Annotated in this window: 13 protein-coding genes and 1 tRNA gene; 4 read left to right on the top strand and 10 right to left on the bottom strand. The window is 66.7% G+C overall.

Annotated features, from left to right (window positions below; translation table 11 throughout):
* Nucleotides 1–22: 22 nt before the first annotated feature.
* From V0Z78_RS03280 to V0Z78_RS03270, 3 genes are read right to left on the bottom strand one after another with little or no spacing between them, the layout of a single operon-like run.
* Nucleotides 23–1,519: a Mur ligase gene (locus V0Z78_RS03280; RefSeq protein ID WP_336343193.1), complete on the bottom strand. Its 1,497-nt coding sequence runs from the start codon at nucleotides 1,517–1,519 to the stop codon at nucleotides 23–25.
* Nucleotides 1,519–2,043 carry a poly-gamma-glutamate biosynthesis protein PgsC/CapC gene (locus V0Z78_RS03275; RefSeq protein WP_336343192.1) on the bottom strand — a complete coding sequence of 175 codons (525 nt, stop codon included), beginning with the start codon at nucleotides 2,041–2,043 and terminating at the stop codon, nucleotides 1,519–1,521. The genes V0Z78_RS03280 and V0Z78_RS03275 overlap by 1 nt, the downstream gene beginning before the upstream one ends.
* Nucleotides 2,019–2,678 carry a poly-gamma-glutamate biosynthesis protein PgsC/CapC gene (locus V0Z78_RS03270; RefSeq protein ID WP_336343191.1) on the bottom strand — a complete coding sequence of 220 codons (660 nt, stop codon included), beginning with the start codon at nucleotides 2,676–2,678 and terminating at the stop codon, nucleotides 2,019–2,021. The genes V0Z78_RS03275 and V0Z78_RS03270 overlap by 25 nt, the downstream gene beginning before the upstream one ends.
* 420 nt (nucleotides 2,679–3,098) lie before the next feature.
* Here V0Z78_RS03270 and V0Z78_RS03265 point away from each other — a divergent pair, with 420 nt between their 5' ends.
* On the top strand, nucleotides 3,099–3,335 hold the full coding sequence (locus V0Z78_RS03265; protein WP_336343190.1) for a hypothetical protein: 237 nt from the start codon (nucleotides 3,099–3,101) through the stop codon (nucleotides 3,333–3,335).
* A gap of 341 nt (nucleotides 3,336–3,676) precedes the next feature.
* On the opposite strand, the gene V0Z78_RS03260 is transcribed toward V0Z78_RS03265, so the two are convergent.
* The 3 genes from V0Z78_RS03260 to V0Z78_RS03250 form a co-directional block, all read right to left on the bottom strand.
* Nucleotides 3,677–4,162 (bottom strand): CBS domain-containing protein, encoded by a 486-nt coding sequence (locus V0Z78_RS03260; protein ID WP_336343189.1) that lies wholly within the window; start codon nucleotides 4,160–4,162, stop codon nucleotides 3,677–3,679.
* Nucleotides 4,163–4,501: 339 nt separating this feature from the next.
* Nucleotides 4,502–4,575: transfer RNA gene (locus tag V0Z78_RS03255), tRNA-Ile, on the bottom strand.
* A 47-nt stretch (nucleotides 4,576–4,622) separates the two neighbouring features.
* On the bottom strand, nucleotides 4,623–5,123 hold the full coding sequence (locus V0Z78_RS03250; protein WP_336343188.1) for an FxsA family protein: 501 nt from the start codon (nucleotides 5,121–5,123) through the stop codon (nucleotides 4,623–4,625).
* Between the two features lie 86 nt (nucleotides 5,124–5,209).
* Here V0Z78_RS03250 and V0Z78_RS03245 point away from each other — a divergent pair, with 86 nt between their 5' ends.
* A complete protein-coding gene (locus V0Z78_RS03245; RefSeq protein WP_336343187.1) occupies nucleotides 5,210–6,829 on the top strand; it encodes a DUF255 domain-containing protein in 1,620 nt (539 codons plus the stop codon).
* Between the two features lie 47 nt (nucleotides 6,830–6,876).
* Nucleotides 6,877–7,680 carry a TrmB family transcriptional regulator gene (locus tag V0Z78_RS03240; protein WP_336343186.1) on the top strand — a complete coding sequence of 268 codons (804 nt, stop codon included), beginning with the start codon at nucleotides 6,877–6,879 and terminating at the stop codon, nucleotides 7,678–7,680.
* Nucleotides 7,681–7,820: 140 nt separating this feature from the next.
* On the opposite strand, the gene mptA is transcribed toward V0Z78_RS03240, so the two are convergent.
* Nucleotides 7,821–8,750, bottom strand: coding sequence for a GTP cyclohydrolase MptA (gene mptA, locus V0Z78_RS03235; RefSeq protein WP_336343185.1), 930 nt, complete (start codon nucleotides 8,748–8,750; stop codon nucleotides 7,821–7,823).
* A gap of 45 nt (nucleotides 8,751–8,795) precedes the next feature.
* A complete protein-coding gene (locus V0Z78_RS03230) occupies nucleotides 8,796–9,629 on the bottom strand; it encodes an NAD(+)/NADH kinase (RefSeq protein WP_336343184.1) in 834 nt (277 codons plus the stop codon).
* A 608-nt stretch (nucleotides 9,630–10,237) separates the two neighbouring features.
* Here V0Z78_RS03230 and V0Z78_RS03225 point away from each other — a divergent pair.
* Entirely contained in the window at nucleotides 10,238–11,434 is a 1,197-nt protein-coding gene (locus V0Z78_RS03225) for an AGE family epimerase/isomerase (RefSeq protein WP_336343183.1), read from the top strand.
* 145 nt (nucleotides 11,435–11,579) lie between these two features.
* Here V0Z78_RS03225 and V0Z78_RS03220 read toward each other — a convergent pair whose 3' ends face one another.
* The gene (locus V0Z78_RS03220; RefSeq protein ID WP_336343182.1) at nucleotides 11,580–11,969 is read right to left on the bottom strand and encodes a PIN domain-containing protein; all 390 of its coding nucleotides are present in this window, start codon (nucleotides 11,967–11,969) and stop codon (nucleotides 11,580–11,582) included.
* Complete coding sequence (locus tag V0Z78_RS03215; protein WP_336343181.1) at nucleotides 11,966–12,226, bottom strand: antitoxin VapB family protein; 261 nt, start codon at nucleotides 12,224–12,226, stop codon at nucleotides 11,966–11,968. Before V0Z78_RS03215 ends, V0Z78_RS03220 begins: the two co-directional genes overlap by 4 nt.
* Between the last annotated feature and the right edge of the window lie 204 nt (nucleotides 12,227–12,430).

Genomic DNA, 12,430 nt, shown 5'->3' with positions numbered 1-12,430 from the left:
GGGACGCCGGCTCCGGGACACCTCACGCGATCGCGGTAGGGTCGGAGAACGGGACGTCCCGACTCCTCTCGAGGGGTGGCTTCTTCGATCCGCCTCGTCCGTTAGCTCTCAGAGACGGGTGCGGAGCACGTCGGCGACCGCATCCGCGATCTCGTCGCCGTAGGACTCCCGTACCGATCGATTCTGACCGATACAGACCCCACAACGCGTCGACAATCGGTTGACGCCGTAGTGGTGGTACCTCGTCGTCAGTCCCGCTCGAGTCGATCGGCGTCGCCTCCGCCAGTTCCTTGGCTCTCGAGTCCGCCAGCGCCTCGGTGGGGATCCGGTCGGAGTCGTGTTCCTCGTCGATCTCGTCCGGTCGGATCTCGCGCTCGTCGATCTCGTCAGCCAGTTCCCGCATGAACGACGCGACCGTGTTCCCCATCAGGACGACGGGATGCCCCGACTCGAAGAGGGAGTCCAAGACCGCCGCCGCGGACTCCTCCTCGACGTCATGCACTCGAACGGGGAACTCGGCCTTGCGCGCGAACACGTCCGCCATCGGCCCGGCGACGTGGACCTCCTCGAAGATCTCCTCGTCGCGTTCGTAGAGATCGGTCAGGTAGTGGAGGAACGAGACCGTTCGGCCCCGCCGATCGCCTCGGAGGTAGAGGAACGGCTGGATCGGGCCGTCGTACCCCTGGGTGAGCGACTCGCGCATCATCTCCGTGCTCTGAACGTCGTTGACCTCTGCGGCGTTGTAGATCAGGCCCTCGGGAAGCAGCGTCCACTCGACGCGCATCTCGTCGCGGTAGGCCTTGAGCGAGTCGTCGTCGAGCGGCTCCTCGCCGATCGTGGCCAGAACGTGGTTGAGGGCGTAGATCGACTCGATGCCGGGGATGTGTGACTCCTCCGGCGGGACGGTGACGTGCGAGACGGTCGTCTCGAGGCGGTCGATCTCCTGGTCGATGTACTTCCGGAGGGCGGGATCGCGCTCGCCGTTGACGACGTGCGTCCCATCGGGGATCGCCCGGACGAGCCCGCGGGCGACCTTGTGTCGGTCCCCGCCGAGGGTCGAGAGGTGGTCCTCGCGGACGTTGCTGAGGACGATGACGTCCGGGTCGGTGAAGACGTCGTTGACCATCCGGGTCGTGTAGGCGGAGATCGCCTGGTTCTCGACGATCATCGCGTCCTCCGGCGTGTGTTTCCGGATCTCCGTCTCGTTCTCGTAGAGGGTGACCCGGCTGTAGTCGCGCTCGATGGGGTGTTCCTCGCCCGAGTGGAGCGAGACGGGGTGGTTGCCGGTGATCTTGGCGAGCGTGTCGTGATCCCGCGAGTGGAGGATCTCGTACAGCCAGCGCGTGAGGCTGGATTTGCCCCTCGTCCCCGAGACGACGATCTTGTTGTCGATCCCGTCCAGACGGCGCTGGTGGAACCAGCCTCGAAGCCCGATCCGAACGACCGACCTCGCAGTATCCTTGATCGATTCACCGACCGCATCCAGTCGATCCGGCAGTCGAACGTGTGATTGACTCATCAGAGACTCACCCCTCGTGCGTAGCGATCTGCGGCAGTGCTACGGCGTCGTTCGAGATCGTATCCGGAGTAGACCGTGGCGGCGAGGATCGCGACGAACAGCACGCCGTGGATCGGGGTGACCGAGCCGAGCACGCCCGCGCTCGTCGGCTCGAACACCAGGCGCGTCCCGGCGAGGAGGACGGTGAACAGCCCCACCGAGACGGCGACCGATTCGAGGCGTTCGGGCGGAGAGACGCGATGGAAGTTGTACGCTCCCACGCCGGCGAGGATCGCGACGAAGTAGAGCAGGAATCCGGAGATCACCGGTATCACCACCGCGACGAGGCTCGCATAGAGCATCGAGACGACGAGCGCCAGGCTCAGCAGGACGCGGCCGTAGACCAGCGCGAGTCGGTTGGTCGCCGTCGCCGCGGCGTAGGCCGTGAGGATGCCGACGACGTAGACCGGGACGGTGGCCGAGTTCGTGAGCGCGAAGACGACCAGCAACGGGATGGCGATCAGCCCCCCATCCGGATCCCCCACCGGCCTTGTGCCGCTTCGGAGAGGGCGACGCCCAGCCCGATGAGCGCCAGTAGGACACTGCGCGAGAGGTGCGTCGTCATGACGACCTCGCCCTGGACCGCGCCACGAACGGCCGCGATGTCGGAGCCGGGCGTGAACAGGACGCTCGCGGCGCCCGGGCTCAGGCGGGTCGCGAGCGTCGGGTTGACGAGCGCGGCGCCGAGGACGATCAGTCCGGCGAGTGCGCCGAGGCTGATCGCGATGTCCGTCGTCTTCTGGTCCTCGTCGAGTTTGTGGTAGTTGTAGACCGCGATGCCGGGAAGGATCGTCCCGACGAAGGCGATCTCTACTACGGAGTCGACGGCAGTCCAGAGATCGAACGTGAGGGTCGCGAGGACGGGCACGATCGCGCCGACGCCGAGGCTCGCGATGAGCAGCTGGCGTCCGTATATGAGCGTCCGCTGTCGGATGAGCCCGACGAGGACGTACGCGATGGCAGCGCTGAGCAGGAACAGCGGCAGCGCGGTGAACGTGTACAGGGAGTAAACCGCGAGAACCGGAACCACGATGACGCCCCCCATTCGAAGTCCCGTCTTCTCCACGATCGCGATGCCGAGAACTATCCCGATGATCGAGATGAGCGCTGCGACCAGCACGATTCAGCTCTCCTCGCGTCGCGTGCGAACCCCCCTACTAACGATACCCCTGTACCCAGTGATGTTCGGATTCATCCTTGAAGTCCCCCCCATCGCTATCAAACTAAATAAGAGGGGTCAGTTTGTTAAGTCTCATTCTTGCATATCTCCCGGTAACGATATACCGAAATAATCATTCGGTACATCGAAGCGAACGGTCTCGGGCGTCGCGTTAAGATATGAGTAAGGCCACAGTAGCCGCCCTGACGGCGACTGTCCAGAATGGTGGTTGGACGGTCTGGCCGGGTGCCCATCGATCGCGAGTCAGCCGATCGGTCGGAGACGGGAAGCCGAGAACACGGTTCGGAGAACCGATCTCGATCGGGAGGGGGTCGATGGAACCGATTAAGCCGTGGCAGGTGGTAACACGAGAGTAGGCCCATGACGAACGTGGACGAGGGTCGAGACGAACGGCAACCCGAGACCGCGATGCGACAGTTCGTGGCCCTCCGTCGGCGGGAGGGAACGAACATGCTGAACCGATCGAAGGTCGGCCGACTGGCCCGCGAGGCCGGACTGGACGAACTCGCCGCCGCCGTCGAGGAGCGCCGATACTACGAGCTGGTCGAGCGGTATCGAGCGGAGAGCCGGTTCGACGACGAGAACGTCGAGGGGTAATCGAGACCGCCGTCTCGCACAGGCCCTCTACGCGGTGAAATGAGGGGACGACCGATGGGTGCCGTCGTTCTTCGGCGTCTCGCTGCTCGTGCTCGAATCGTCGAAGGCGTCGCTCCTCGTCCAAGGTGCGATCCAGGCGAACCGGCTCGGAGAACGGTTCACGCGGACTAACACGTGAGTCGTCCAGCGTTGGATGCAGAATCGGACGAACGGACTCGCAACCGTCTTCGCGAGAGGTAGCCGACTTCGGCGATGAGAGCGACGCGACCGGCGGCCGCGTTCGAGAACTCATCGAGCGACTGAGAAACCGAACTGGGGGGCTCGAAGCCACGTCGACGGTGCTACGGCCGCAACGTCGTTTCCATTCGAGTGCGTCGCTCCCCGGGAGGGATCCGGCGCTCGTCCGTCGATTCGAGGCGCGACGGCTCGCGCTGCCGGTCGATCTCGAGGCGGTGGGGAGACAGGTACGGACGCAGCGTGGTCGCCGAGACGAGCCCGCAGTAGGTCCCGTCGTCGACGACGGGGAGGTGCTTCACGCCCGTTTCACGCATCCGTTTCGCGGCCGCCGTGATCGAAGCGGTGGACGGGATGGCGACCACGGGCGTCGACATGACGACGTCCGTGGAGTAATCGCCCGAGCCTTCGGCGACGAGCGCGACGAAGTCGGACTCGGTCACGATGCCGACGACGGTCTCGTCGTCCTCGAGGACGACGAGCGCCGAAACGTTCGGGTCCCGGAGGACCCGGGCCGCCTCGGTCGCCGGCGTCTCGAGAGCCAGACTGGGAGCGGAGTCGATCGGCAGGTCTCCGACGGTCAGTTCGATCATGGTAGGTACTCTCTCTCATTCGTATTAAAAGTATTGTGGATACGAGCTAGTTATCCTATTATCACTAGGACAGTGTAGAACTCGCTCTCGCTAACTATGGACGTTCGTCGTATTTTTGTCCAATGTTGTGTAGATCAGGAACTCCGAATCGTCGAACGTCGTTACTGGCGAGCGCTACAGGGTCGTCGAGTGACCGACGTTGAACGCCGCTTACGCGGAAGTCGGGTAGAATGAGCCTTCCGGAAGGCGCCGCTGGTGGGTTCAGTGAAACCGCAGAGATTGGTTGGCTGGGGAGGTATGATCCCGAATTCCTCTCGGCCAACGGCCTAGGTATCGGGATGGGCCGACACGGATTTGAACCGCGGACCTCCCGGTTATCAGCCGAGCGCTCAACCTGACTGAGCTATCGGCCCCCGCACTCAATCGTTCTTCGGTGTGCCGTTTAAGGGTTTCTCTTCGCTCACGACCGGCCGTCGTCGACGTCGTAGCTGTCGGAGCCGAGGTCGACGGTCCCCCCGCCGTCGGAGTCGCTCTCGCTCGGGTCGGGAAAGCCGAACGTATAGACGTCGCCGCTGACGAACCCGTCGGTCCTGCGCTCGAGGTAAGGGGTGATCACCCACCGTTTGAGCACGCCCCGGAAGACGTAGCGCGACGGCGGCAACACGAACAGGAAGCCGATCGCGTCGGTGAGCAGCCCCGGCGTGAGCAACAGCGCGCCCGCCGCGATCAGGAAGCCGCCGTCGAGCAGTTCGTCGGCCGGCAGGCGGCCCTCGCCGATCGCCCCCTGGAACCGCCGAACCGTGTGGCGGCCCTCCGCCCGGACGAACAGCGTCCCCAGCAGCGCGGTCAAGACGACCAGAAGCACCGTCGCCGGCCAGGACAGCCAGTCGGCGACGACGATCAGGAAGATCGCGTCGAGCAGGGGAACGAGCAGCAGTACCGCCAGCAGCCGTTTCCACATGACCGCTTCTACTGGGTCCGCGCTCAAAACCCTTTACCTTGACCGCGACCGGTGGGGCTTAACCGGTCGCTCCCCCAAACGGGCACATGGACGATCCAGCCGCCGAGAGCCCGGTCGACTGGCGCGAGTGGGGCGAACCCGCGTTCGCGGCCGCCAGCGAGGCCGGGCGACCGGTGTTGCTCTCGCTGTCGGCGACGTGGTGTGAGGACTGCCACGAGATGGACGAGGAGACGTACGCGAACCCCCAGATCGTCGCGAACGTCAACGACGGGTTCGTCCCCGTCCGCGTCGACGTCGACCGACACCCGCGCGTGCGCGATCGGTACAACATGGGCGGGTTCCCCTCGACGGTGTTCTGTACGCCCGACGGCCGGATCCTCACCGGCGCGACCGCGCTCGGTCCGGAGGGGATGCGCCAGGTGCTCAAGCGCGTCCTCGAGGTGTGGGCCGACCGGGGAGAGGAGGCCGGCCGCGTCCCCCGGGCGCTTCGCGACGGGACGCCGCCGGCCGGCGAGCTCCGTCCCGACGTCGAGGGCCGGCTGGTCGGCCGGCTCGAGGAGTCGTTCGACGCCGAACACGGCGGCTGGGGCGACGACCCGAAGTTCCCGCTTCCCCGAACCGTCGAGTTCGCGCTCAAACGCGAGCGCGAGCAGGCCACCCGGACGCTCGACGCGATCCGCAGACATCTCTTCGACGACTACGATGGAGGGTTCTTCCGGTACGCCGCGGGCCGCGACTGGAGCGACGTCGCCCGCGAGAAGCTGCTCGACACCAACGCCGCGCTGTGTCGGACGTTCGCCAACGCCTACCTCGCGACCGGCGAGGAGTACTACCGAGAACCCGCGGCCCGGACCGTCGGCTACCTCACGACGACGCTCTGGACCGGCGACGCCTTCGCCGCGAGCCAGGCACCGGGAGCCGGGGACTCGTACGGCTCGCCCGGCACGCGCGAGGGGTCGGCCCCGCCGGTCGACGACCTCGTGCTCGCCGACCGAAACGCGATGGCGATCGACGCGCTGCTCACGTATCACGCCTACACCGACGACGAGACCGCCCGGCGGTTCGCCGAACGCGCCCTCGAGGGACTCTCGGCGCTGATCGAGGACGGGAGCGTCGCCCACTACGACGGCGGCGAACGGGACGTGCTCGCCGATCAGGCCCGGACGATCGAGGCGCTGACGACCGCACGCGAGGTGCTGGGCGACGAGGAGGCGCTCACGACCGCGCGCGCGGTCGCCGACCACACGATCGAGACGCTCCACGACGGGACGGCGTTTCACGACGGTCCGGCGTCGGGCCCCGGCCTCTGCTCGCGGCCGCTCTACCCGCTCGACACCACGATCGAACTCGCCGACGCATTGATCGACCTCGCGGTGCTCGCGGACGAACCCCGCTACCGCGAGCACGCTCGCGGTGCCGTCTCGGCGTTCGCGGCCGCGAGCGGGCGGTTCGGCGCCGAGGTAGCTAGTTATGGAACGGTCGCCTCGCGTCTCAACGACCACCTCGTCGTTCGGGTCGGCACGCCCGCCGGCTCGGACCTCCACCGGGCGGCGCTACGCATCGCGGACCACGAGGCCGTCGTCGTTCCCGAGGCCCCGGAGCTCGACGGCGTCGCGCTCGCTCGCGTCGGCGAGCGCGAGTCGGGAACGGCGAGAACGCCGGCGGCGCTCGAACGGCAGATCTCACAGCTCTTCGCCGAGGGGTGAGTGACAACGGTCGGTGCGTTTATGCGTGTCAATCCTCAGAACGTTACATGGCGAACCTCAGGGATCTCGGCCTCTCAGAGTACGAATCACGAGTCTACCGCACGCTTCTCCGAACCGGCCCGACAACCGCGAAGGAGTTGTCTCGGGCGAGCGACGTTCCGATGGGACGCATCTACGACGTGCTCGGCAGCATCGAGGGGGACGACCTCGTGCGCAGCCAGGCGGCGAGCCGACCGAAGAAGTACGCCGCCGTCGAGCCCGAGACCGCACTCGACCGGCTGCTCGAGGACAGGCGCCGCGAGGCTCGCGAGACGGTCGAGCGCTACGAGGAGATCGTCGACACGCTCTCCGAGGAGCTCGGCTCGGCCGGCCCCGTCGAGGAGGAGTTCTGGACCGCCGCGGTCGGCGAGGAGGGGACGATCGACCTCCTGCTCGAACGGCTCGCCGCGGCCGACGAGGAGATCGTGGTCGTCGCGGACAACCGCACGCCGCAGTTCGACCTCGGTCGCGTCGGCGACGCCGTCACCGAGCGCCTCGAGGCGGCCGTCGAGCGTGGCGTCGACGTCTCGGTCCTGATGACTCCGACGGTGGTCGCGGAGCTCCCCGAGAGCGTCGGCGAGCGCTATCGCTCGCGGCTCTCGGACCACTCCTCGTTCGCCGTTCGTACCACCGAGGACCTCGACGGGACGTTCAACCTGATCGATGGCGTCGAGATCGTCCTGCAGGTGTCGAACCCGCTCCGTCCCGGCGAGGCGTTCGCCGCCATCGACCTGAAGGACCACGCCTTCGTGGACGACGTTCACGAGGCGTTTCGTCCGCGCTGGGAGGACGCGGAGCCGCTGTCGTTCTGAGGGAAGCGGGACCGCGGAACTCACCGCTCCAGCGAGCCGCCGCGGTAGTCGGTGGCCGGGCTCTCGAAGGCGTTCTTCATCCCGTCGAGGTCGACCCACGGCGGGTCGGGTCTACCAGCGGCGACGCCGTGTGTCGCCGCTCACTCGCCGTTGAACTCCTCGCGGATCGTCCCGAGCTCGGCGGCCCGCTCCGCATGAGCGTTGTGCTGGTGGATCGACTCGTCGTTCGACTGCTTCATCGTCACGACCGCGTCGTCGGGCAGGTCGGGGAAGCGGTCGATGACGCCCTCGGCCATCGCGCGGACGCAGTCCTCGACGAACTTCGCGTCCGAGTGACCCTCGAAGGTCATGTGGTCCTCGTCGGGTCGCTTCGCGAGGTTGTAGATGCGCGCGCTCATCGAGTCGCGGGCGACGTCGATCAGCTCGATCAGGTCGACCTCGGGGGCGCCCTCGCTCTCGATCGTGACGGTGGCGTGACCGCGCTGGGAGTGGCCCGGCTGGGGGACGCGATCGAGGAACTCGGTGATCGTCCCCTCGTCAACGTCCAGATCCGCGAGCGTCTCGCGGGCGCGGGCGGCCGACATCCCCTGCGAGCAGGGACAGACCGTCATCCCCGTGACGCGGGTGCCGATCTTCTCGCGGGTGCCCTCCCCGGTCGCCGTCGCGCCGGCGATGATGTCGACGGTGCCCTGGGTCTCGCGGTCGCTCGCGGGCGTCCGATCGCGGGTCATGAACTCCGCTTCCATCTCCACCTCGGCGCGGGTGGTGTAGTCGTGACGCTCCAGCAGCCGCTCGGCGACGTCGCCGCAGACGTCCTCGACGCGGTAGGTCGGCTGGTCGACGGCCTCCTCGAGGATCTCGTTGATGACCTCCATGTTCCGGCTCATATCGGCGCCCTTGCGCCAACCGGGGAGGTCGACGAACACCGAGAAATCGGCCATCAGCACGATCGGTCGGTCGTCGGCGCGGGCGATCTTGACCAGCTTCTCGACGCCGGTGACGCCGACCTGATTCAGGCCCACGGTGACGTCGGGCCGATCCGCCTGTACGTCCGGAAGTTGCCTACTCATTGGCCGTGGTTGGGCTCGGAGCCGTTCAACGCTTTCCATTCCGCCTCAGTCGAGCTTGCCGAGCGCCTCGAAGAAGTCGACCGGCGGGCCGGCGAGTCGGGCCGGTTCGTCCGCGACGCCGATCTCGATCCGCGTGGGCGGCTTGACGGTCCGCGTTCCCTTGCCGTCGCTGATGACGTAGCACCGAGCCGCGTCGTCGACCCGAACCGAGAGCGTCCGGTCGCTCCCGACGACAATCGAGGGCATCGACTCGGTCGCACACATCTCGGTGACGACCAGCCCGTCGACGGCGGGGTGGACCAGCGGCCCGCCCTCGCTCAGGTTGTACGCCGTGCTGCCGGTCGGCGTCGAGACCAGGACGCCGTCGGCGTGCCCGCCCGTATAGAGCGTGCCGTCGACGCGCACCTCCACCGTACAGCCCTGGCCGTGACCCCGCTGTGGTCCCTGGACGACGATCTCGTTGACCGCGGGCGTGAGCGTCCAGCCGTCCCCACGGGCCTCGAGTCGGGGCACCGGGTGCGAGCGGACGCTGCCGGTTCGCCGGGCGTGTTCGAGCTCCTCGCGGACCGCGCTCTCGGCGTCGGCGGGCGAGACGGCGTTCAGAAAGCCGACCTCGCCCAGGTTGACCCCGAGGATCGGCGTCGAGCCGACGCCCCGCGCGGTGAAGAGAAAGGTGCCGTCGCCGCCGATGCTCACGACGAGATCGCAGTCCGCCATCGCGGTCGGATCGACCCCGCTCCCCTCGTCGAGCGGGAGTTCGCTCGCGGTCGCGCAGTCGACGAGGACGTCGACTCCCTCGTCTCGAAGCGTTCCGCGTAGCTCGTCGGCCAGGTTCGCCGCACGGGCGTTGTCCTTCTGGGCGACGATGCCGACTTGCATACCGGACGGTCGCCCCCACGCCTCAAAAACGCCTCGCCCCACGGAAGGCGGGCGAGTAGCGAAACGGGTCTCGAGGTGACCGAGGCCGTTACCGGAGGGTGTCCGAACGCTTTTACTCGCCGTCCCGGAACCCGACATCGGAGGTGAATCGATGGTTCCCGTAGGAACGGTGGCGTTGTTGTTCCCCCTCGTGGCCGGCCTGATGGTCACGGAGTGGGTCGCAGCGCAGTATCTACGGTTCCGACGAAGTCGACTCTGGTGAAGAACTCGGACCGTCGACGGAGAGCGTCGACGCTCTCGAGGTCGATCGTCCGAAGAACGTGCGCTTCGAAAGGGGTACTGTCAGAGACACCCGGACACCGGACCCGATCGGAGTTCGTCCACTCTCCCGGTCGTCGGCACCCGATCGTCGATAGACGGTGCTCGACCGAAGCGTCTCGGGTTGGATCGTCAACGGGTTTTCGTAGGCGGGTCTACAGGACGTCCGAACTCCATCAGGGGGATCACGACCGCGTCCTCGATCCCGTATCGACCTCGCCGTCGAGGAGCTCGCCGCCCGTCGGTCGTGGACCTGAACCTCTATGTCGCCCGCGATACCCACCACCACCGTGAACGTCTACCGAACCGAGACGGGGCTTCGCCACCAGTTCCGCGACGTCCTGAACTTCTACTACCCGAGATGTATCGACACGGACGTCGGCGGTTACGTCGCACAGCTCGACGAGCGCGACGGCCACGTCTACGACACCCGAACCAGACACCTCGTCGCGACGGCCCGCGGGGTGGCGAACTTCGGCCTCGGCGTGCTCGCCGACGGCCCCGACTGGTGTCGGTTCGCGGCCGAACACGGACTGAGCTTCCTCTCGAACGCCCACTGGGACGCCGAGAACGAGGGCTACGACTGGCTGCTCGACGGCCGGGAGACGGCCGACGCCACTCGTCACTGCTACGGCCACGCGTTCGTGCTGCTGGCGGGCGCGCGCGCCCACCAGGCTGGCGTCCGGGGCGGGCTCGGAACGCTCGAGCGGGCCTACGGGGTGATGGACGAGCGGTTCTTCGAGCCCGAACACGGCCTCTACGCCGACGAGGCGAACGCGGACTGGAGCGAGCACTCGTCCTACCGGGGCCAGAACGCGAATATGCACGCCTGTGAGGCGCTGATCGCCGCCCACGAGGCCACCGATCGCGAGGAGTATCTCGACCGGGCGTTCACGGTCGCCGAGACGTTCACCCGCGAGGTCACCCGGGCGACCGACGGTCTGCTCTGGGAACACTACACCGAGGAGTGGGAGCCCGATCTGGAGTACAATCGTGAGAGCCCGCGCCACCAGTTCCGACCGTGGGGCTACCAGCCGGGCCACCACGTCGAGTGGGCGAAGCTGCTATTGCTCCTCCACGAGCACCGACCGCGGGAGTGGCTGCTCGAGCGCGCCCGGGAGCTGTTCGAGAGCGCGGTGGAGCGCGGCTGGGACGAGGAGCACGACGGCTTCTACTACACCGTCACTGACGACGGCGAGCCGGTCGTCGCCGACAAGTACGGCTGGGTCCACGCGGAGGCGATCGGCGCGAGCGCGCTGCTCTCGGCACACGACGAGGCGTATATCGAGTGGTACGACCGGCTGTGGTCGTACGCCCGTGAGCACCTGATCAACCCGAAGTACGGCAACTGGTACGAACGACTCGCCCGCGACCACGACCGGGACGATCCGAACCGCGGCGTGGCGGTCGAGCCCGGCTACCACCCGCTGACGAACGTCTGGCTGGCGATGGAGGCGCTACCGGAGTCCCGGTCATGGGATCCGTGATCCGTACGTCATGCCGTAAATCGGGCCGGATGTAACCTGGATACGACGTTTACCGCACCCGAGCGACGAGTTCTCGATCCACGGTGCATCGGACGAAGAGCCGGTAATCAGACGTACCGATGGTAGCTTCGGGAGCGCGTGCCGTTCAGTACGTTTCGATAGTCAGGTCCTCGAGTCGGTCGAAGTGATCGACGTTGCGCGTCAGGATCGACTCGTCGTTCTTCGCTGCCGTCGCCCCGATCAGCACGTCCTCGGCCTCGACCCGCTCGCCGCGACCGATCGATTCCGCGCTCAGTTCACCCGCTAACAGCGCGATCTCCCCGTCGACGGGCAGAACGCGCAGACGGGAGAGAAATTCGAGGATCGCCGCCAACTCGTCGTCAGTTCGGTTCGAGAGATACGCACCTTCGACTAACTCGAAGACGGAGACCGCCGAAACCGCCGCGTCTCCCCGTTCGTCGAGCTCGATCCGCCGTCGTTCGGCACCGGGGTCGCCGTTCAGGACGTCGATGACGAACGTCGTATCGAGGATCACTGCTCGGCGTCGTCGGAAAGTTCGCTCGTGATCCGCTCGCGGCGCTCCGACCGTACGGCTCCTCGGCGATCTCTCCCTTCCGCGACCGTCTCACGTAGTTCGTCGGCAGCGTCGTCGTCGAGGACACCCCAGTACTCCTCGAGACGGACGCCGGGCGAGATCCGATTGACGACGTCGGAGAAGCTCTCACCCTCTTTTTTGGCCGCCTTGAGCCGTTCGTAGGCTTCCTCGGTGAGGGAGATCGTTTTGGTCCCCATACTATGTACATACACATACACGATATTAGGCGTACCGTTCTCGCCGTTCGGTGAAACGGTCTACGAAACACGTGTGAAGCGTCGAGCCCGGGATCGATGACGAAAGGCCGACGGAAACGCTCGAATCGATCGCCTCGTTCCGGAGGCGGCGGCCGACCTCGCCGGTTCGGAAGTCGGGCTACTAGCGGAGATCGATTCGTCGCC

This window comes from Halalkalicoccus sp. CG83, assembly GCF_037081715.1.
Taxonomy (GTDB): domain Archaea; phylum Halobacteriota; class Halobacteria; order Halobacteriales; family Halalkalicoccaceae; genus Halalkalicoccus; species Halalkalicoccus ordinarius.
Note: the sequence above shows the minus strand (reverse complement) of the source record. Positions and strands in the feature narration are given on the sequence as shown.